The organism is Terriglobia bacterium (genome assembly GCA_020072815.1).
Classification (GTDB): Bacteria; Acidobacteriota; Terriglobia; order Terriglobales; family Acidobacteriaceae; genus Angelobacter.
This window is the reverse complement of the sequence record JAIQGE010000006.1, coordinates 1-19,313: the sequence shown is the minus strand read 5'-3', so window position 1 is coordinate 19,313 and position 19,313 is coordinate 1. Positions and strand designations below refer to the sequence as shown.

Annotated in this window: 18 protein-coding genes and 2 rRNA genes; 5 read left to right on the top strand and 15 right to left on the bottom strand. The window is 58.8% G+C overall.

What is annotated here, in order from left to right; all coding sequences use genetic code 11:
* Window positions 1-38 precede the first annotated feature (38 nt).
* The 6 genes from LAO20_09055 to LAO20_09030 all read right to left on the bottom strand — a co-directional run bounded on the left by LAO20_09055 (window position 39) and on the right by LAO20_09030 (window position 5,413).
* Entirely contained in the window at window positions 39-650 is a 612-nt protein-coding gene (locus tag LAO20_09055; GenBank protein ID MBZ5531567.1) for a hypothetical protein, read from the bottom strand.
* Complete coding sequence (locus tag LAO20_09050; protein MBZ5531566.1) at window positions 647-1,141, bottom strand: sigma-70 family RNA polymerase sigma factor; 495 nt, start codon at window positions 1,139-1,141, stop codon at window positions 647-649. The genes LAO20_09055 and LAO20_09050 overlap by 4 nt, the downstream gene beginning before the upstream one ends.
* A gap of 102 nt (window positions 1,142-1,243) precedes the next feature.
* Window positions 1,244-1,762: a hypothetical protein gene (locus LAO20_09045; protein MBZ5531565.1), complete on the bottom strand. Its 519-nt coding sequence runs from the start codon at window positions 1,760-1,762 to the stop codon at window positions 1,244-1,246.
* Between the two features lie 496 nt (window positions 1,763-2,258).
* Window positions 2,259-2,675: a hypothetical protein gene (locus LAO20_09040; GenBank protein MBZ5531564.1), complete on the bottom strand. Its 417-nt coding sequence runs from the start codon at window positions 2,673-2,675 to the stop codon at window positions 2,259-2,261.
* 162 nt (window positions 2,676-2,837) lie between these two features.
* Complete coding sequence (locus LAO20_09035; protein ID MBZ5531563.1) at window positions 2,838-4,799, bottom strand: DUF2207 domain-containing protein; 1,962 nt, start codon at window positions 4,797-4,799, stop codon at window positions 2,838-2,840.
* A gap of 131 nt (window positions 4,800-4,930) precedes the next feature.
* A complete protein-coding gene (locus LAO20_09030) occupies window positions 4,931-5,413 on the bottom strand; it encodes a hypothetical protein (GenBank protein ID MBZ5531562.1) in 483 nt (160 codons plus the stop codon).
* A 153-nt stretch (window positions 5,414-5,566) separates the two neighbouring features.
* Here LAO20_09030 and LAO20_09025 point away from each other — a divergent pair, with 153 nt between their 5' ends.
* Window positions 5,567-6,127, top strand: coding sequence for a hypothetical protein (locus LAO20_09025; protein ID MBZ5531561.1), 561 nt, complete (start codon window positions 5,567-5,569; stop codon window positions 6,125-6,127).
* A gap of 25 nt (window positions 6,128-6,152) precedes the next feature.
* On the opposite strand, the gene LAO20_09020 is transcribed toward LAO20_09025, so the two are convergent.
* Together LAO20_09020 and LAO20_09015 are read right to left on the bottom strand one after the other, a co-directional pair.
* Window positions 6,153-6,869: a response regulator gene (locus LAO20_09020; GenBank protein MBZ5531560.1), complete on the bottom strand. Its 717-nt coding sequence runs from the start codon at window positions 6,867-6,869 to the stop codon at window positions 6,153-6,155.
* Window positions 6,870-7,495: 626 nt separating this feature from the next.
* The gene (locus LAO20_09015; protein MBZ5531559.1) at window positions 7,496-9,049 is read right to left on the bottom strand and encodes a hypothetical protein; all 1,554 of its coding nucleotides are present in this window, start codon (window positions 9,047-9,049) and stop codon (window positions 7,496-7,498) included.
* Between the two features lie 189 nt (window positions 9,050-9,238).
* On the opposite strand from LAO20_09015, the gene LAO20_09010 reads away from it, so the two are divergent.
* Both LAO20_09010 and LAO20_09005 read left to right on the top strand, forming a co-directional pair.
* On the top strand, window positions 9,239-10,264 hold the full coding sequence (locus tag LAO20_09010; protein ID MBZ5531558.1) for a putative zinc-binding metallopeptidase: 1,026 nt from the start codon (window positions 9,239-9,241) through the stop codon (window positions 10,262-10,264).
* 57 nt (window positions 10,265-10,321) lie between these two features.
* Complete coding sequence (locus LAO20_09005; GenBank protein MBZ5531557.1) at window positions 10,322-11,377, top strand: D-alanine--D-alanine ligase; 1,056 nt, start codon at window positions 10,322-10,324, stop codon at window positions 11,375-11,377.
* 21 nt (window positions 11,378-11,398) lie between these two features.
* On the opposite strand, the gene LAO20_09000 is transcribed toward LAO20_09005, so the two are convergent.
* The 3 genes from LAO20_09000 to LAO20_08990 all read right to left on the bottom strand — a co-directional run bounded on the left by LAO20_09000 (window position 11,399) and on the right by LAO20_08990 (window position 13,444).
* Window positions 11,399-11,737: a hypothetical protein gene (locus LAO20_09000; protein ID MBZ5531556.1), complete on the bottom strand. Its 339-nt coding sequence runs from the start codon at window positions 11,735-11,737 to the stop codon at window positions 11,399-11,401.
* A gap of 61 nt (window positions 11,738-11,798) precedes the next feature.
* The gene (locus LAO20_08995) at window positions 11,799-12,314 is read right to left on the bottom strand and encodes a nuclear transport factor 2 family protein (protein MBZ5531555.1); all 516 of its coding nucleotides are present in this window, start codon (window positions 12,312-12,314) and stop codon (window positions 11,799-11,801) included.
* A 440-nt stretch (window positions 12,315-12,754) separates the two neighbouring features.
* Entirely contained in the window at window positions 12,755-13,444 is a 690-nt protein-coding gene (locus tag LAO20_08990) for a YdeI/OmpD-associated family protein (GenBank protein ID MBZ5531554.1), read from the bottom strand.
* A gap of 229 nt (window positions 13,445-13,673) precedes the next feature.
* Between LAO20_08990 and LAO20_08985 the strand changes: the two genes are divergently transcribed.
* Window positions 13,674-14,546 carry a hypothetical protein gene (locus LAO20_08985; protein MBZ5531553.1) on the top strand — a complete coding sequence of 291 codons (873 nt, stop codon included), beginning with the start codon at window positions 13,674-13,676 and terminating at the stop codon, window positions 14,544-14,546.
* A gap of 333 nt (window positions 14,547-14,879) precedes the next feature.
* Here the strand turns inward: LAO20_08985 and LAO20_08980 are convergent, their stop codons facing one another.
* The gene (locus LAO20_08980; protein MBZ5531552.1) at window positions 14,880-15,695 is read right to left on the bottom strand and encodes an SDR family oxidoreductase; all 816 of its coding nucleotides are present in this window, start codon (window positions 15,693-15,695) and stop codon (window positions 14,880-14,882) included.
* Between the two features lie 300 nt (window positions 15,696-15,995).
* On the bottom strand, window positions 15,996-16,565 hold the full coding sequence (locus tag LAO20_08975) for a DNA-3-methyladenine glycosylase I (protein ID MBZ5531551.1): 570 nt from the start codon (window positions 16,563-16,565) through the stop codon (window positions 15,996-15,998).
* Window positions 16,566-16,963: 398 nt separating this feature from the next.
* Here LAO20_08975 and LAO20_08970 point away from each other — a divergent pair, with 398 nt between their 5' ends.
* Entirely contained in the window at window positions 16,964-17,506 is a 543-nt protein-coding gene (locus tag LAO20_08970) for a hypothetical protein (GenBank protein ID MBZ5531550.1), read from the top strand.
* A 416-nt stretch (window positions 17,507-17,922) separates the two neighbouring features.
* Here the strand turns inward: LAO20_08970 and rrf are convergent.
* Together rrf and LAO20_08960 are read right to left on the bottom strand one after the other, a co-directional pair.
* Window positions 17,923-18,039, bottom strand: a 5S ribosomal RNA gene (gene rrf, locus LAO20_08965).
* Window positions 18,040-18,395: 356 nt separating this feature from the next.
* Window positions 18,396-19,313 (bottom strand): 23S ribosomal RNA (locus LAO20_08960); the annotation flags it as partial.

Genomic DNA, 19,313 nt, shown 5'->3' with positions numbered 1-19,313 from the left:
AAGAGATTTTCCGATAGCATTTTTGCATGCGCACAATGTCAATCACGAGTCACCCTGGCTTTCCATCGCTGATAGAAGTACACGCCCCACAGGACCACCGCCAGTCCGGCGAAGATGAAACCCGCGGTAGGGTCGGCGCCGAAGAAGACCGGTTTGATTTTGTGGTCCTGGATCCGGAACAGCAGCGTGAGCAGCGTATAGAAGAATGCCAGCCAAAAGAATATGGTGTAGGTGGGCAGAGGTTCGCAGCGGCGGCGCACGCGCAGGTAGAACAGCCAGAAGAACACCGCCAGCGCGGTAAACGTCATGCCCACGGTGGGCGAGGTGCCCCACATGATCCACACAATCTTGCCTTCGTGGACGCGGAACAGCAGCAGGATCAGGGTGTAACACACCGCCAGCCAGAAGAAGGCGCTGCGCGTCTGCATTACCTGGCGGGCGCGTTCGAGCGCGAGCTTTTCCCGCGCGTCGTCCAGGGGAGCGAACGGGGCCTTCAGCCCTTCCACGGATTTGTTGGCGCCGCGGGCGATCCGCTCAAAGTCCGGGTCCTGGCGGAAATATTCTTCCACCAGGGCGCGGGTGGCCGCGCTGGCTTCGCCGGAAAAATAGGCCGGCAGCAGATCAATGATGACTTCGCGCTCAACATTCATGGTTGTTCCTCCTGAAACATCTCACGCACTTGCATCAGCTTTAAGCGCGCGCGATGCACTTTGACTTTCACCGTGCTCACCTGCAAGCCCAGGGCGTGGGCAATTTCCTCGTATGACATTTCTTCCTGCACGCGCATCAGCAGCGCCGCGCGGTCCACTTCCGTCAGGTGCTGCAGCGCCGCCATCACCGCGTCCAGTTCGGCCTTATGTTCCGCGCGCGCTTCCAGCCCGGGGGATTCATCAGGCATGGAGTCTTCCAGTTCAGTAAAGCGTTTGTTGCGCCGCAGGTGGTCGCGATAAAGATTGCGCGCGATGGTGAACAAGTAGGCCTTCACCGTGGCTTCGCGGATCTTGCCGCGTGACGTCCAGGCGCGCACAAAGGTCTCTGACGTGAGGTCGTCCGCCAGCGCCGGCTCGCCGCACAGGAACAAGGCAAACCGCCGCACCTGGGGCGCGTAGCTCTGGTAGAGACTGTGGAAGTCTGTGATCACGGCCAGCCTGGAATCGTAATAGATACGGCAGAAGAAGGGAAAAGTTACTGCGACGATTCCTGCATCGCCATAGAGAGTTCTTTCCCTGACAGGTGTTCTCTCTTAGCGATGGTCATCGCTTACTTTGGGGCCCTTGCTGCCGCGTGCCCACGCCGGAATCGCCGGTGGTAGGGGCGGGGTCCAAATCACCTTCTTGAATCGTCCATCACCCTCTTCGTCGTACCACATGGCGAACTTGATTGCTCCGGTTGCCCGTTCATGCCCGCGCTCATCTCGATTGACCGCAACTCCGGAAATCAGGTACGCAAACACGTGGCCTTCAAAATCAATGCGGCCAATGCTATTGGTTCGCAACAGGTGACTCGTGCCACATCCTGGGACCGGGATTGAGATTTCCTTAGCAAAGGTCAACAGCTGCTTATGGATCACCGTCGGCTTTCCGTTATACAAGAGCACCGCGCGGTTCGAGATTGAGTATTTCATGGCCGACCACGGGAACGGCCAGCCAGCGTCGTTCTGTGCGACGCAGTCTTCTTTCTTGAATTCTGCGGTTTGACCTGCCGCCACCACAAAGGGCGCAGCTAAGCACAATGTGAGGAGAAAGGTTTGGGAGAGTCTCATTTGCGGTCGCTCCTGCTTAGGCACCACAACTTTATACCCTTTATTGTTTGGGTACTTTACTTTCTAGCAGTGCTCTGCGCGGCCGCGTCGTTTCGGATTGACATTGACGATTCTGGTTTGAGTCGGAGCGACGCAAATCCCGCTCGTGAATTCGCCGCGTGCTAGGCACGGAGCTTGTGCGGAGCGAGCCAGGGCACGCAGGCGGTTATTTAGAAGGAAAGAAACGACGGCGAGGCCGGCTTGCGCGCCGAGCCGCGTGCCACAGGTGCGGATTACTCGCAGAGCACTCTAAGCACGCAGGCGGCTTTTTAGAAGGAAAGAACGACGGCGAGGCCGGCTTGCGCGCCGAGCCGTCTGCAGTAGACGCTGAATGCTCCGAGAGCATACGCAGCTCCCAAGCGGTTGTCTAGAAAAACGAAAGGCCGAGCGATCAGGCAGATGCTCGGCCTTTCAATTGCCATTTCCTCCCCCGGGGAAACAGCAACGGCTCATCCTCTTACCAAAGCGGGCGGCCTTTGGCGTCGCGGAAGGTGAATGTCGCCCCGCCTACCGTCACGCTCTTGGCCAGCAATGCCGGCTTGCCTTCAAACTGGATCTTGACGCCGACAAGCTTCACGCTCTCTCCGGCATGAAACGCCATTTCGTATTCTTTCAAGTACGTTGCCGGAGCCAGGTGGACTTCAAGCGCTTCGCCGGCGGTCTTCACCGTGATGTGCGAACCCACCGTGCCGGTAACCGGACACTTGTAGTCTTTTGCCTCCTGGATGGTCCCTTCCACGGTGACCTGGTCAGCAACGTTGTAAACAAACGCGCCGTTGGCCGGCGGCACTTTGTCCTGGGCAATCATTCTGCAGGCTGCTCCCGCAAAGAAGAGCAGAAGCAGGCTGGTAAAGGCGATCTGGACTTTCCTCATAGCCGCCTCCGTAAGCAAGGATTGTCACTCCGTGGATGTGTTCCCGGCTGTGATGGTGGTCACACGAGTTTTGAGGCCAGATTTGGCGCGGGATTGCACCAGGCGCAGGACTATCTCAGAGAGCGGGGAACACGCAAGCGGTTTACAAGGATAAAGATCCGCTTACCAGCCGCCGCCACCGCCGCCGCCACCCCCGCCGCCGGATGAGCCTCCTCCGCCTGAACCCGACGAGGACCCTGGCGAGGACGACGCCGACGACACGGCGCTGGAAAACGAACTGCTGAAGGACGAAGTAAAGTCCGTGGCCGACGCGGCGGCAAACCCCGCTCCCACACACCATGACGGGGTGTAGCCCCCGCCTTGCGGCGCCACGCCGGCAGCCGCCAGCACCTGGACAAATTGCTGCGCCCAGGCATGTTCCACGCCCAGGGCCAGCGCGTAGGGCAGATACTTCTCAAACAGCTCCGGGGTCTTCGCCGGCGAGGCCAGGGCGGCGTAGCGCGGGCCTTCCACCTCGGTCAGAAAGAGCATGAAGCCGTCCACTTTGTCCATCAACTGCCGTCCCAGCCGGGTGGGGGCTTTCAGCAAGTGATGGAACAAGACGTTCAGGCCAATAGCAATGCACACAATGGCAAAAGCCGCGGCGCCCGCGTTCCACCACAAAACGCCGATGCCGAAGCATTCACCCGCCAGAAAGGGCACGCTGAACAAGGTCAGGAACAGAGCCGCGGGAGCAGCCAGCGGCCCTTCCGTCCGAACGCTCCGCCAGGCATGCACCACCTGGATCAAGAGGGCGCTTACGCCCAGCGTCCAGCCGGTAAGCCATACGCTCATGAAGATGGCGACGGCCGCGGCCGGCCCGCGCCCCACAATCAGGGTGACCGCGACAACAATCACGGTGAGCCCAATGCCGGGCCACAGGAAGCGCTGGTTGGTGACAAAGTAGGTGGTCTCCATGCCCGCATGCAACGCAAGTTGCAGCGCTTTTCGCGCGGCCTGCAATATGCTGTGGTTGCTCTGCTCCAGTATCAGTTTCTCGCCGTTTTCAAAGAGCTTGCCCGCCAGGGCTTTCTCGTCGGACGCCAGCTTTTGTTCGGCTTCCCCCCAACCTTTCTTCCGTTCCAGCCGGTAGGTGTGCGAGTCATCGCGCTTAACGATGAGGTAGCCTTTGGCGGCCAAGCCCAGGACGGCGGCAGTAAAAGTCTTCTCGTCAAAGCCCATGCGCTTCAGATAGCGCATGGCAGCGGGCGAGAGATTCTCCGGCGGTTCATAGAGCGGCACAATGGTCCCGGCTGCAGGGTCACGCCCCACGGCCATCCACACCACCACGTAATACAACAGGAGAATCGTCAGCCCGCCGATGCCCAGGATCGTCCCTTTGTTGTCCGCCATGAACCAGTCCATTTTTTCCTGGCTGGTGGGCGCCTGGATCAGGCCTTTGGGCCACGTCACCACAATGGACAAGCCCTGGTGCGGCCCCAGGCCTTCAGCGCGGAAGACCGGATTGCTGTTTTCATCGCGAGCCGCCGTGAACGCTTTTTCCTTTTCTCCGGCGGACCCGGTATAGCCGTCCAGTCCGGTCACCAGGTTGCGAACCCGGGACGGCAGCACGACCGTTGCGGTGGCCACGTCAATGGGAAAATCCCATCCCACGCCGGTGACGTTCCAGTAAAGCTCGTCGTGGTCGGGGAAAAAGCCGAGTTGGCGGCTCGTCCGATAGGTGAACCGGTAGGTATATTTTCCAGGCGGCAGCATGGTGTCTGATCTGCCGAAGTACACGCGCACGCCGTTGCTGAGATCGGACGTGTGATACGCCTCAGTCTTGCCGTCGCGCTGCAAAGACACGATATCGAAGGTGACGGAGTAGCGGTTGCCCAACCGGTCTTTGTATGCGGTGGGAAAATCGCGGTAGATGCCGTGCTTGATTTGCTCGCCCGCCGACTGCACAGTAATGGTTTCCGTGACCAGCATGGAGCGGTCTTCGGCGACGACAATGTGAGAATCAAAGGATAGGATGCGCTCGATTTGCGCGATTTCGGGTTGCGCGTCCTCTTCGGTCTGCGCGACCAATGGCCCTGCCAGCAGCAACCCGAGCAGTGCGGCGATCACGATGCGTAGTTTCATAGATAGGTCGGTTTCATAGATTGCGAAGACAGCAAATATAGTCTGACCGGCGAAGGCAAACCAAGAAATATCGCCGACTTCAGGTGCGCGGCGCGAATTGCGCGCGTCCGCGGGCGATGCCGCCGCGCAAGTCAAAACTCCTTCATGGGTTTGGCTTGCTCCGGTCCCACCCGCCCAGCACTAATTTCCGCCTTAAAGTAGTTCTCTCCGCGAATTGGGCATCCGGCCAGGCGGCGAAGTATGTTGATCTGGCCGGTGTGGGTGAGAGCGTCCGCCACGGCGCCTTGAAAGATCTTGCCCGCGGGATGAGCCAGAGGCGCACTGGAAGCCAGGTAGTCGTCAAAGGCCTTCACCGCGCCAAAGAAACGCTCAACCTCCTCCGGCCAGGGCAGGGGCGCGGAGTCGCTCCAAACCTGTGCTCCCTTGCTGATGGAGAGCGCCCAGTCCATGAGGTCGCCCATGTGGGCCAGGATGCGCGCCGGCGTCCGGCCGGACTTGTCTGGATCGAATGCTGCAAAAGACTCCGGCGCTCCACGCAGCGCTTTGCCTGCGCGGTAAGCCAAGGTGGCCAGCGTGTGGCGAAGGAATTCGCGCTTTGAGCTGTTGTTCTCCACTTATCATCCCTGCTTTTCAGCCGGTGATTTCGTCACCACCAGCGATGCCATCAGCTTACCATCCGCTTCCCGCGGGAGAAAAAGAGGGTGTGCTTTTATGCACACCGGGTCACTGTGTCCATCGCTATACTTGCTGCCGAGGAGAACCTTGCGATGAAACAGTTGCTTACATTCTGCTTTGCGGTTTTGTTGGCTGCCGGCAGCGCCCGCGCGCAATCCGGCCATGATATGAGCGGGCATGACGACCAGAAGAAAGGCCACGATCATCAGGCAGCCGCCGGCCATGACCAGATGGGCGCCATGCACGAGAAGATGATGAAAGAGATGCAGGCCGACATGGACGGCATGAAAGCCAACCTGCAAAAGATGAAGGACCTTGCTGCCAAGACCAACGATCCCGCCGCCAAGGACCAGCTCCAGCTGAACATCAGCATGTGGCAGTCTGTGGTCGGTAACATGGAGAAACACATGCACATGATGAAGGCCATGCATGAGCACGGCATGGGCATGGGCATGGGCATGGGCGAAGGCCACGACGCTCATGGCAAAGATATGCATGGTCATGAAATGGGCGGAAAAGACGGCATGAGTTGCTGCGGCGGCAAAGACGGCATGTCTTGCGGCAAGGGCGATGGCAAGGAAATGTCCGGCTGCTGCTGTAAGCGGGCTGCGTCCGAGAAGGCTCTTCCACCCGACGCGACGAAAAAGCCCTGACTGAAGCTACGTCCGGCGTGACCGTCTATTCCGGGCCTAGGATGTAATCCAAGTCGTGCGGCAGCCGGGCGCGCAGCCGCTCCTTTAGCAGTTTTTCTTCATGCGCCGGCAGATGATGGAAGCGCACACCGGTCTTGCCCGACAGGTCTGACCAGACAACGGTGCCGATGATGTGCACCTGGCGCTCGCTTTCCGGCAGCGCGAAGCTCACACTGACAATGCCTCCGGGCGGCAGCTTTTGCGGGGTCGTCAGACATAGTCCGGTCTGGCTGACGTTCACGACGGCGGCGCTTTCCAGCGATCGTTGTGTTCCGTGGTGCATCAGCGTCCCGGAAAGCGGACGCAAGGCCAGGGTATGCCGGTACGTTGCGAAGCGGCGCTTGGCCATGGTGGAGTACGCGGCCTTGAGTCCGCGAGCCAGCAAGTCCGCAGTCACCGGCTTGGGGACGGTGAAGTGTATGCGTTTGCCTAGATTCTCCAGCACCCCGGCGTCGCCCACCACCACCATGGAAATTCCGCCCCATTGGCTGTACGAATCCAGGCACGCCAGTTGCGACGCTCCAGGAACGTCATAGTCGCAAATGGCCAGATCAAACCGGTTGCCCCGAAGCAGCAGGGTCGCCTCTTCGGCGGTGCGCACGGTGCGGACCTCCACCCCGTATTCGTCGAAAACTTTCCTGACCGCATCCAGCGGCAAGGCGTCTCTGGACAGCAACAGCGCGGAGAAAAAATTGCGTAGCATGAAATTCTTTCAGCTTTCCCAGCAGAAGTATGCTTGCAGGCAGCGGGGCGGAAGTGTTGCTGCTTACAGGTTCTACTTTGTCATTCTTTGGCAGTGAAACACCGTGACCATAGTCACGCGCGAGGGACTGAGCGGAGAGTGGCCGGATGGACAAGCGCGGAGAGGGCAAAGAGACATGGCGAGGAATTGTTCGTCCGCGATTGGCGATTCCCGTCAAACGCTGCTGGGCGCAAGCGTGGCTCAGCCAAATAGTTGACTGTGGCACAATGTGTTCATGGCAAATACCAGCGGCGCGACGTCTAGTGTCCGGCCGAGACCTGCAACGAAAATGCGCCTGGCCAAGCTTTCGCAAGCCACAGGACGTAGTCTGTTCGGTGATATCGGACGGCGTGGAGTCTTACGTGGCTGACCAGGAGGGCCTTCGGGCCGAGGTCCATCAAGCCGATCGTCAGCGCAAAGCCGGCCACTATGTGAAACATGAGGACATGAAGGCCTGGCTCCTGTCCTGGGGAACGGACAAGGAGCTGCCTCCGCCTAAGTGTGCTTGCGGCAAAGAACACGATGACTGGGCACTGTGCCGTTAGAGATCTTCCAGCCGCCAGAGGTCTCGCGCGCTCCGTATTCCGTCACCAGGTGTAATGCGCCGTGTAGGTCACAGTCTTCTCGCCATCGGCCGGAACCTGCACGCGGTACTCGATGGTCTTGCTGTCCAGCTTGTTGAAGGGGTCTGAGTTCTTTTGGATGTCCCAGTTGGACCAGCGATACAAGTGCTCCACCACGCGAACTTCAATGGGTTCTTTCTTGTGGTTACGCAGCTTAATCTCAAAACTCTCGTCTAACCAGTGCGCGTTGCGGTCAACCTTGTAATACGTCCGCTTGCGTTCGCCCACGGCGTCAAACACGTTGCCGGTGTACAGGCGGATGGTCTCGTCGCTGGGCGTGTGGTCAATCAGGTTCTCGCCGGTAAACTCCATCTGGCCGTCAGTATCGCGGCGATAGAAACGCACGCGGCCCTTGGGCAGCGGCAAGCCCAGGTGGTTCTCTTTGCTGTTCTTGAATTCCACCATGGCCCAGATCTTGGGGTTGGATTGGACCCCGAAATTCTCCATCTCGCGGATGTTTTCCATGGGATAGTTGCGGTAGTTCTGGTCTATCTTCACGCCGTCATACACGTAGAGCCTTTGCGAAGGGATCCCGGCGGCGCGGACGAACTCCACTTGTTTGGTCTCGCGATCGTAGAGCGTGGTGGCGCGCTCCAGGGTGTAGAGATGGTATTCGTCAAAGCTGCGCTCGGTGACCGCGGGCGCGGCTGCTTCCATGCGCATCGCGCCGTTGACGCTGAAGGAATCAGCCGCCCCGACGCCCGGTTGCAATTTGTTCACGTCGCCGGCCATCAGCTTGATGCGCGCGTTGGGGAATGTTTTGCCGGTCTGGTTGTCCAGCGTCACCCAACCGACAATCTCCAGCAGGTTGCCGCTTACCGGCGCTACCACGTTGTAATCGGCGTGCCAGCTCATGCCGCCGGTCACGTAGCTGAACTCGGCGTTGGTGGCGCCCGCTTTGTCGCTTTGCAAGAGCCAGGAGAGCGTGGGTTTCAAAATGGTGTCACTGCTGAGCGCGGGAAACACCGGCATGCCGGGCAGTCCGAACTGCAATTTGCCGTCAATCTCAATGATCGGCTCGCCACTGCCGGAGGCGGCGTAGGCCTGCTGTGCCTGGTAGTACTGCTGGCCGTAAGCGTTGTAAGCCTGGTAGTGCGGAGTGTATCCGCTGCGGATGATCCTGCCCGGCATCAGCCGGCGGTTGCCGTCTTTGTCCGCCACCAGAAATTCGATGGTCTTGCCCTCATAGAGCGACAGCAGTCTTCCTTGCGACGCCACGTCACTGCGGTAGTTCTGCTCCAGGATGCGAAGGTCGCGGCCGCTCTTGAGGTCGCGCAGGATCACCGAGTCCGGCTCCAGGTGCGACGTGATGTCAGTGATTTCCAGTTGATTGGCGCCGCTCTTCAGTTCCAGCGGCAGCGTCTGCCGCACCACCGCGAAAGACTGGTTGTAGATGGTCAGCGCCGGAGCGTCATTGCCAGGCTTGCCGGATTTGTCCTGAGCTAGAGCCGCGTTCGCGAACAGAAGCCCCATCAGCAGAGACGCGGGCAGAAATCGAGTCCAAAGAGTTCGCCGCATGGTTGTCATCCTTTTCTTATTATGTGTTTGGCCGCAACGAGGGGGAGATAGTGCGGATTTTAAGCTAAACAGAGAACGCAGCGACTGGTCTCTCTTGCGAGGACCTGCAAACGGAACGTTCCGCAGGTAGCGGTTACATGGTATGCCTAGAGTAACTCCTCAGCTATTACTGCGTGTGCTAACCTTCTGATGGAGTTAGACTTGCGCCCATTTGAAAAAGCACCGCCGGATGTCCAGGAGCTCCTCAGCAAGCCGATTCGCGAGCTGGGGCTGAAGCTGGAAGGTTCTCCCCTGGAGCGCTACGTCCAGCAGCTTTATCGCGAACTGGAGCGCAAGGGCCTGAAGAAGTTTCGTCCCGCGTGCTACCTCACCGACGAATGGGGCTGCCCGTCCGGAGAGCCGGTGATCGGGATTCCTTTTTACCTGGCTGATCCCAAACTGGCGCGGCTGGAAAAAGAGATGAACGATCTGGAGGACTCGCGCCAGATCATGATGTACCTTCGCCACGAGGCGGGCCACGCCATCAACTACGCATACGCCCTCTACAAGACGCCGGAATGGAAACAGCTTTTTGGACCGTACCGCAAGCCGTATCGCGACGCGTACCGGCCCATCCCATTCTCGCGCAGCTTTGTGCGCCACATGGAAGGCTGGTACGCGCAGAAGCATCCGGACGAAGACTTTGCTGAAACCTTTGCCGTGTGGCTCACGCCGGGCTCGCGCTGGCGCAAGCGCTACCAGGGCTGGCCGGCCATGGAGAAAATCCGCTACGTGGACCAAATGGCCCGGCGGCTGGGCAAGACCGATCCGGTGCGTCCGCGCGGACGGACCGACATCACCGTGGAAGAAATGGACACCACGGTGGCCGCGTTTTATGAGATGGCCCAGTTGCAGGAGCCATCGCCCGGCGACTTGCCGCTGGACTCCGACTTGGAAGACATCTTCAAAGTCGGACGCCGCCGCAAGAACGGCGTGCGTCCGGCGGCGGAACTGCTGCGGGAAAACCGCAAATCATTGGTGGACAAACTGACCTACTGGACCGGCGTGCAACGTCCGCTGGTCAAGAAGCTGGTGGAATCCATTGAAGCCGGCGTCAGCGAGCTGAACCTGCGCGCTGACGTGAAACTGGAGAAAGACTATCTTACGGAAATTACCGTGTACGCCACCGCGCTGGCCATGAACTACGTGGCGCGCGGTAAATTTGTGCAAACATAAAACACGAGGGACCGTCGTGGTCACGGCTTGTTGGCCGCAAGCTGAACGGGAAATTCTATGGAGAAGAAACTAAAAGTCGCGATTCTTTACGAAAACTGGGGCGAGGAAGAAGAGTCCGCACCGGAACCGGAAAAGAAGAAGCGTGCGGGCAAGAGACGCAAGAAGCGCGAGAAACACGACCGCGAAGAGATTTTTGAAGCGCTGGAAAAACTCGGCCACGAGCCAAGCTACGTTGTGCTGGACGGAGAAGACAAGTCGCTGACCGCGCTGGCCCGCGTGGAAACCGACCTCTTCTTCAACCTGGTGGAGTCCTACGCCGGCGACGACAACAAAGAAATGCACGTGGCCGCCTACCTGGACCTGCTCGGCCGCCCCTACACCGGCGCCGGCCCGCAGGGGCTGTACATGGCGCAGGACAAGGGCCTGGCGAAAAAGTTGTTCGAGTTTCACGGCATCCGTACGCCTTACTTCGCCACCTGTTATCAGGGCAATCTGGAACATTCGCACGACATCAAGTTCCCGCTCATCGTAAAGCCCATCTCGGAAGACGGATCGCTGGGCATTGACAAGGACGCCGTGGTCACCAGCGTGAAGGAACTGATGCAGCGCATTCATTACGTCCAGGAGGAATTCGACTCGCCCGCGCTGATTGAAGAGTACATTGAAGGCCGCGAAATCTACGCCGGCATTCTCGGCAACCAGCGTCCGGAGGTGCTGCCCATGATTGAGCTGGACCTCTCGCGTCTTCCGGCCAGCATGCCCAAAGTCGCCGGCACGGAAGTGAAGTGGGAAAAAGACAGTGAGGCGTACAAAGTCACCAAGTCGGCGCCGATGGAAGACATGGATGAGGCCACCGCCAAGCTGCTGAGCAAGACCGCTCTGGTCACCTATCAGATCCTCAAGCTGCGCGACTACGGCCGGATTGATATGCGAATTTCCACCAAGGGTGAGGTCTACGTGATTGAAGCCAATCCCAATCCCTGGCTGTCCAGCGACTCAGAGTTCTTTATGTCAGCCAAGAAATCCGGGCGCTCGTACGCGGAGATGATCAGCGAGATCGTGGAGCTGGCCCGCGGTGATCGCCGCCGCCGCGATAAACTGCGGATTGGATGAGGCGGAACCTAACTTGGGCCATCAGCGCGCCCGGCGCATTTCAAACCGCTGGATTACCTCAATTCCGCTCCGCGCCGGGGCTGACCAGTCATGCTTGCCGAGCGACGCATGCGCCTCACACGCGCAGCGGCGGTTCTTTGGAGAATGACACAGCAGCATGGTTGTCAGCAATCGCTCCATGACCTCATCGCTGGTCACGTACCCATCGTGCTGCCACGATTCGGAATCCAGGCTGCCGTGCCGGCTTTCGCGATAGACAGCCAGCCCGCGGAAACTGCATTCCGCGCACTTCACGGTTTGAAGCGTGACTTCATCGTCATCACCGCTGGGCGGCAGTTCCAGAGAGAAAGTAATCTTCAATGAGCTCTGATCACAGACTGGGCAGACAAAGGACATTTACTCTCCGTGCAGGACTCGCCGTTCATTCCACGCGCACGCCTGGTTCTTTCTCTTCAATGTGGGTGGCCTGGAAAGCAACTTCCCGCCATTTTCCTTCGCGCTTGACCAGCACACGCGTGACCCAGTTGGGCCCGCTGCTCTTCTTGCCGTTCCTGGTCATCTGGAAGTCGTAAATCACGCTCACGACCGCCGTATCGCCATAGACCCGCACCAGCATTTCCCGGGGCTCGAGCATGTGGTATTTCACCGCGCCGGTTTTCATGGCAAGCAAGGCAACGTCCTTGGAGACCATCTGCCCGCGCGCTTCCACGCGGACAAGGTCATCGTCAAAGTATTGCTGGAAGAAGGCGGAGTCGCCTTTCAGGGCAGCTTGCTCGACTTTCTCCATCAGTTCGCGGACTTCGCGCTCGACCTTTTTCTCCGGCGCGGGTTCAATCTCTTTGGAGTCTTGCATGCGGGCCGAAGCCACCACCGCACAAACGGCGGCAAGGCAAATGATGAGTATCAGGGCGATGGGGGAGAATCGCAGGCTTCTCAATGGGGTTCTCCTTAAAAGGGGCGTTTGGTAGCGACGTAAACGGGCGCCAAGCGCACATGTTAAGAGTGAACGCTGACGGCGGTCAAATCTTGCGAAGCGCGGGCTGCCAGTTTTTAGGGATTACGTAACCATTTTGACCTTTCATGCTGAGCGCGGGTCGAGCTGAGCTGCGAGAGCAAGTCGAGGCATCTCGAAGATGTCAATTCCCAACACGCTTGGAGCGTCTCGCCAGGGACCTTCCTTTTGTCTTTGTTGTAGGACACCGTGCTTTGGGAGAACTCACTGTAGCGGCATCGTCAGGGAAAGATTCTCGGGGTCCTTCGACTGCGCGACGCCGTGCTGCGCAGCGTCGCTACGCTCAGGATGACACAGCAGAGGAGCAGCTGAAGTCCTGAAAACATACGGATTCCTCCTGATTGATCCGACATGCTGTTCGGGGTTCAGGCCTGCTTGCGTTCCTGCTTTTCCGCGCACTCCACCATGGCTTCCATGGCTTTGGCGATGCGGCGGGCCTGCGACTCCGGATTGCGGTAGCCAAAGATACCGAGCAGGTGGAAGCGGCGTTGTCCGGGTGGCATGAGCTCCCATCCGGCGCGCGCTTTGGGATTGCGCGCCAGAGCCACCTGAAGCACAGGAGGCAGTTCGCGTTCGCCTTCCATGGCCAGCATCAGGCGCTCGGCAAGTTGTTCCGCGCGGCGTTTGCGCGTCTCCGCTTGCTTGCCTTCATTGATCCATCGGGCGATGTCGCGGCGCATGGAGAAGCTCAATGAATCGTGGAACTTCTTCAGCGTCTTGGACTGCTTGAGAACGCGCTCGAGCTCGGGCGAGGGCGGCATCTCACGCTTCTCGGTGTCGGGCTCCAGCCGGAAACGGGCTTTCATCCCAGCGCGGACGCCGCTGCCTTTTTGCACCTGTTTGTTGACCATCATCATGTGGCCGCGCTCGCGCGTGGGGAACAGCGATGTGCGAAAGGCGAAGCCGTTGATCTCGCCTTTGACCCTGAGTTGCCCGCGCACACCCCATGCTTTCGACACTTCCGGCGGCACGCGGGCGATGGTCCAGTTCAAGCGGTTGCCGACGCGCTCCAGCACGGCCTCAAACTTTTTGATCACGAGTTTAGGGGTGGGCATGGCTCCAGAGCTTAACTCAAGACTTCCGTGGATGTCAGCGTTGTTCGCCGCACGACTTGCTGAGCGTGTCTCAATTGACACACTGTGATTCGCCTACCACGCCGTGCTAGAAATCGTTGGCTAATAACTAATGCAGAATCAATGACTTCTGGATTGGCTACGTCCGTGCCATTCACCAGGATGCTGCCGCAAGCCACAGACGCTCACACCGGCAGCAGAGGTGACAAACATGAAGGACATGAAATCATTCGACTCCAATGAAGCCAAAAGCCAACACGACTTTGGCCGCGCGTCGCAAGCCATGCGGCACACCCTGGGCGTGGGCGTATCGCTCACGCTGGTCTGCACCACGGTGCTGGCGGTGGCCTTCGCCATCGCGCTGGACGGATGCAGCAGCAAAGAAAAACAAACCACCGTTAGCGCGCCCAACACGACCATCGTTCCGGCGGCGCCGCTGCCCAGTCCAGCCACGCTGCCGGACGCACCCGCGGTGACGGCGAAGAAAAAGGCGCCGGTGTGGGTTTCAACCTTGACCTATAAGAACCCGGATGACGGCGTGACCTTCCGCTATCCGCGGACGTTCAAGCTGATGCCCGAGCCGGTGAGCGGGAATTCGCCGCTGCCGGATCCGGTGCCCACCAATTTTTCCCAGCCCGGCGGCGTGACCCTGGCGACCATCGGGCAAACTGGCGATTCTGCTTCTTCGTTCTTCAAGGTCAGCGTGCACCAAGGCCTGACACAGGAACAATGCTGGCAGTTTGCCAACCCGTCTCCTGAAGCGGTGAAGAGCAATCCGCCGGTGGACCCCACGGACGCGTCGCTGCCCATCATGGCCAGCGTGCGCGGCGTGCAGTACTCCCGAGTGGAGAACGCCACCGAACAGACTGACGTGAAGTACTTCCACCACTTTGTCCCCGGGCCGACGGGTGAGAAGTCCGGCGCCTGCTACGAGTTCGCGCTGGGCGTGGAAGAGTCAGCCAACAACACCAAACCCGTGGACTACATGGCGTTGTTCGACAAAATGGAACGGATTTTGACTACGGTGAAGATCCCTTCCGAACAACCGGCAGCGGTGACGGCGAGCGTGACCAAGTCGAAGTAGTGCGTAACAGTGGGTGACAAGCCAGGCCGGGTGTTCAAGCCCGGCCTGTTTTCTTTGGGATGTTGGTTGCTAGTCGCAAGGAGGCAAGAACCTTGCCGCTGATGACGCGGATTGAACGGATTTTCGCAGATAAGACAAGAAGGTAGGTGGGCACTCAAAGTCAAGAAAAGGCGCGCAGGCAGGAGTGCCCCCAGTTGTTCAGATGCTCACGCCGCTTCGAACACTAGCATTTGCTCCAAGCTTTATCAGCGCAATCAGCGTCATCAGCGGTAAGGTTTTGATTTCCTCCGTGTCTCAGTGTCTCCGTGTCTCCGTGGTGGAATTTTGTATTTGTTACGGCAAGCGTGCCTGCTTGCGCTTCCCCAAGCGCGTCATGCGGCCGGTCAGCAGGCTGGCCACGGCGGGCCAACCGCCGGCCACTTTCGCCAGCAGGGCGCGGCGGCGCGGGAGGGCGATTTCCACGGGACGCTTGACCAGCGCGCGTTCCACGATGGCCCGGACCACTTCGTCCACGCGCAAGAGGCGCGCTCCGGTGAAGACCAGTGCGGCCGCCGGTTTGTGCGCGAGCGGCGCGGTCATGGGCGAGGCCACCGCGTCGGGGCAGATCACGGTCAGCGAGATGCCGAGCTGCTTGAGTTCGCCGGCCACGGCGAGCGAGTAGCCGCGCACCGCAAACTTGGACGCGCAATACAGGGCCAGGCCGGGCAGAGGCGCCAAGCCTGCCAAGGACGCAATGTTGATGATGTGGCCGCGGCCCTGGCGGTCGTCGGGGGCCTGGTTGCGCATCACGCGAAAAGCCGCTTGCGTCCCGAAGATGGTGCCTTTGGTGTTGACGTCCAGATGCAGGTCCACGTCACTGTTCTGGATGTCGGCGAGGGCGTCCACGTGCATGACTCCTGCGACGTTCATGACGGTGTCAATCCGCGGCCACAGGCGTGAGGCCGTTAGCATGGCCGACTCCCACTGCGCGGGATCGCGGACGTCGAGTTGCGTGATTTGCAAGTGGCCCGGGGCGGCGGCGTGCGGACGAAGTTGGTCCATGGGCGCAGTGTTGACGTCGCAAGCCAGGACGGCGTCTCCGCGGGCGAGAAGTGTTCGCGCCAGCTCAAAGCCGATCCCGCTGGCGGCTCCGGTGATCAAGTGGTTCATGAGAGGTATTTCCTCACGAAGATGTTAGCCGCGAATGGGCGCGGAGTGCACACGAATCGAAGGAAACCTTACCGCTGATGACGCTGATTGGGCGGATTTCCGAGGATAAAGCTCGAAGAAGCGCGGGTTCTACGGAGAACGAATGCAATGCAGCCGGGAATCTTGAAGCCTGCGCCTGGAGAACCCGATATTTCTTCAATGATTCATGTTTCTTCGGGATTTGTCAGCGTGAATCCCTGCGCGAATCTGCGTCATCAGCGGTAAGATTTTATTTTTCTTTTGCAGTGCGAGGTTTCCGCTTCAACGGTTCGTTGGCTTGTACTTCCAGCAGTTCACCAGGTGGTCGTTCACCATCCCCACGGCTTGCATGAAGGCGTAGCAAACGGTCGGTCCAACGAAGTTGAAGCCGCGCTTCTTCAGATCTTTGCTCATGGCGCGGGATTCCGCGGTTTCGGCGGGAAGGCTTTTCATGCTGCGCCGGGAGTTCTTGATCGGCGTGCCGCCCACAAATTGCCAGATGTAGCGGTCAAAGCTGCCGAACTCCTTCTGCACTAGCAGAAAGGCTTTGGCGTTCTGTACGGCGGATTTGATCTTGAGCCGGTTGCGCACGATGCCCGGATTTTTGAGCAGCTTTGCGGTCCGCGCCGGCGTATAGCGCGCGACTTTTACGGGATCAAACGCGCTGAAGGCTTTGCGGTAAGCTTCGCGCTTGGCCAGGATGGTGGACCAGCTCAGGCCGGCCTGGGCGCCTTCAAGGATGAGGAATTCGAAGAGGACATGGTCGTTGTGCTGGGGAACACCCCACTCTTTGTCGTGGTAGGCGATCATGGCGGGCGTGGTGGCCCAGTGGCAGCGAAGTCGGGAGGACATGCAGAAGATAGTATACGGTCGGCAATGTGGTTAGGAGCACAACGCAGCCGAGGGCGGCTGCGGTCCACAATTCTTAGAAGCCCACGCTTCTTCAAGCTTTCCCAGCGTCAATCCGTTGAATCTGCGTCATCAGCGGTAAGGCTTTGAGTTTTCTCTTACAGTGCGAGGGCTTCGGTTAAGCGGAAGTCCCTGTAACCTGCATGTTCCCTGTGACTCTATCTTTTACGGAATCCTTCATCGCTTGCAATTCAATCCTGAGGGAGAGAGGTCATAAGATGAGACTCAAGAAATACGATGCTTTTCGCCGCACGCTGGCAACGTTCCTAGCTGGCGCAGTCCTGCTGGCGCTGTGGACAGCGCCGGCCTTCGCCGCTACCGCGCCCGCCGACTCCCAGCAGATGTCCCAGGCTGATTTCAGCAAGGCCATGCGCAAGCTCTGGGAAGACCACATTACCTGGACGCGTCTGTACATCATCAGCGCCGTAGCAAACCTGCCGGACAAAGACGCCACCACGCAGCGGTTGCTGCAAAACCAGACAGACATCGGCAACGCAGTAGCAGGGTTCTACGGAGATGCGGCCGGGGCCAAGCTGACGGCGCTGCTCAAGGACCATATTCTGGGCGCGGCCGCTCTGATCGAAGCCGCCAAGTCGGGCGACAAAGCGAAGATCGATGCCGCTGCCGCCAAATGGTACGCCAACGCGGATGAAATCGCGGCGTTTCTGAGCGGCGCCAATCCCAAGCACTGGCCGGCCGCCGACATGAAGGCCGGCATGAAAATGCACCTGGACCTGACGCTGGCTGAGGCCACGGACCGGCTGCAAGGCAATTATGCAGCGGACATCCAGGAGTATGACAAGATCCACGCGCATATTCTGGGCCTAGCGGACCTGCTCAGCAGCGGGATCATCGCGGAGTTTCCTGCGAAGTTCAAGAAGTAAGTCTTTCTCCTGAGTCCCGAGGATGGGCGCATTGCTAAAGCGGTGCGCCCTTTTTTCTTTTGGAGGGAAGAATCGCAGTACCTCAATAAACACTTAACTAAGAGTTGCGTTGATGGGCAGGTCGGAAAGACGCACAGGGAAGAGTGCCTGTGTTACACGATTCTCCAAGATGCTGGATTTCTCTCAGCCGAGGGCGGCTGCGGTCCACATATCTTCAACGGCCGCTTTTCGGTAGCCATCGCGAAGGCTTTCTCCGCCCCATCTCTCTTTATGCCTTATCTGCGTGAAGCCGTTCAAATCCGCGTCATCAGCGGTAAGGGTTTGGCTTTCCTCTGCGAACTCCGCGGCCTCTGCAGTAAGAGATGCGCTGCAAAAGGAAACGGCCCGACTCATTTCTGAATCGGGCCATTATTTTAATGCGGCGACGACCTACTCTCCCACACACTTTCGCGTGCAGTACAATCGGCCCTGCGGGGCTTAACTTCCGTGTTCGGGATGGGAACGGGTGGAACCCCCGCGGTAAGATCACCGCAAGATTGAGGCGTTTTGGCGGCGTCTGAGCCGCCAGCCGAAATCCTGAGCGCCCTGCGCGAAGGATCTGCTTTTACACCTCTTGAATTTGTCAATGCGCGGCGCGAGGTCAGGTTCTACTTCGTGTTATTCCGCGCAAGGGGTCCTCCTAGGAAGACCAAGCTTGTAAAAGAGCGCGAGGACGACGCCTCACAACTGAATAGATTGACTTCCACCGCTAGAGGCGCAGCAAGCTGCGTCTTTTTGCGTTTAAGGCGCCGACCATAAGTTTTGAACACCGCCGTGAGGCTAAGTGCCAATGACCCATTGTCAGGAGCGCGATTGTGCCTTGCGGCGCATGTTGCCCTGAGTAAATTTTATGGTCAAGCCGAACGGGCGATTAGTACTCGTAAACTGAAGCCATTACTGGCCTTACATTCCGAGCCTATCAAACAGGTGGTCTTCCTGTGCCCTTCATTACCCTTAAGGGTTGGGAGATCTCATCTTGGGGAGTGTTTCACGCTTATATGCCTTCAGCGTTTATCACAACCGAACTTCGCTACCCAGCCATGCCGTTGACACGACAGCTGGAACACAAGAGGTTCGTTCATCCCGGTCCTCTCGTACTAAGGACAAGCCCCCTCAAATCTCCTACGCCCACACCAGATAGGGACCGAACTGTCTCGCGACGTTCTGAACCCAGTTCACGTACCGCTTTAATAGGCGAACAGCCTAACCCTTGGAACCTTCTACAGCTCCAGGATGCGATGAACCGACATCGAGGTGCCAAACCGGAGCGTCGATATGAACTCTTGGCTCCGATCAGCCTGTTATCCCCGGCGTACCTTTTATCCGTTGAGCGATGGCCCTTCCATGCAGAACCACCGGATCACTAAAACCTACTTTCGTACCTGCTCGTCTTGTAGGACTCGCAGTCAACCACGCTTATGCTTTTGCACTCGACGGCTGATTTCCAAACAGCCTGAGCGTAGCTTCGTACGCCTCCGTTACAATTTAGGAGGCGACCGCCCCAGTCAAACTACCCGCCTTACTATGTCCCTTCCCCGGATTACGGGGATAGGTTAGAACCACAGAACTCGCAGGGTGGTATCTCACCGTTGGCTCCTCCAAGCCCAAAAGCCTGGATTCAAAGCCTCCCACCTATCCTGCGCAGCAAGTGCCATAGTTCATAGTAAAGGTATAGTAAAGGTGCACGGGGTCTTTCCGTCTAGATGCGGGAAACCGGCATCTTCACCGGTACTACAAATTCGCCGAGTCACTCGTTAAGACAGTCGTA

Bases quoted from the DNA above. Each gene is read 5' to 3' on its own strand.
- LAO20_08985 (MBZ5531553.1), top strand. From the start codon at position 13,674: ATGAAGGACATGAAATCATTCGACTCCAATGAAGCCAAAAGCCAACAC.
- LAO20_09025 (MBZ5531561.1), top strand. From the start codon at position 5,567: ATGAAACAGTTGCTTACATTCTGCTTTGCGGTTTTGTTGGCTGCCGGC.
- LAO20_08990 (MBZ5531554.1), bottom strand. From the start codon at position 13,444: ATGCCCACCCCTAAACTCGTGATCAAAAAGTTTGAGGCCGTGCTGGAG.
- LAO20_08970 (MBZ5531550.1), top strand. From the start codon at position 16,964: ATGTCCCAGGCTGATTTCAGCAAGGCCATGCGCAAGCTCTGGGAAGAC.
- LAO20_08980 (MBZ5531552.1), bottom strand. From the start codon at position 15,695: ATGAACCACTTGATCACCGGAGCCGCCAGCGGGATCGGCTTTGAGCTG.
- LAO20_09035 (MBZ5531563.1), bottom strand. From the start codon at position 4,799: ATGAAACTACGCATCGTGATCGCCGCACTGCTCGGGTTGCTGCTGGCA.
- LAO20_09020 (MBZ5531560.1), bottom strand. From the start codon at position 6,869: ATGCTACGCAATTTTTTCTCCGCGCTGTTGCTGTCCAGAGACGCCTTG.
- LAO20_09055 (MBZ5531567.1), bottom strand. From the start codon at position 650: ATGAATGTTGAGCGCGAAGTCATCATTGATCTGCTGCCGGCCTATTTT.
- LAO20_08975 (MBZ5531551.1), bottom strand. From the start codon at position 16,565: ATGTCCTCCCGACTTCGCTGCCACTGGGCCACCACGCCCGCCATGATC.
- LAO20_09040 (MBZ5531564.1), bottom strand. From the start codon at position 2,675: ATGAGGAAAGTCCAGATCGCCTTTACCAGCCTGCTTCTGCTCTTCTTT.
- LAO20_09015 (MBZ5531559.1), bottom strand. From the start codon at position 9,049: ATGCGGCGAACTCTTTGGACTCGATTTCTGCCCGCGTCTCTGCTGATG.
- LAO20_09045 (MBZ5531565.1), bottom strand. From the start codon at position 1,762: ATGAGACTCTCCCAAACCTTTCTCCTCACATTGTGCTTAGCTGCGCCC.
- LAO20_09005 (MBZ5531557.1), top strand. From the start codon at position 10,322: ATGGAGAAGAAACTAAAAGTCGCGATTCTTTACGAAAACTGGGGCGAG.
- LAO20_09010 (MBZ5531558.1), top strand. From the start codon at position 9,239: ATGGAGTTAGACTTGCGCCCATTTGAAAAAGCACCGCCGGATGTCCAG.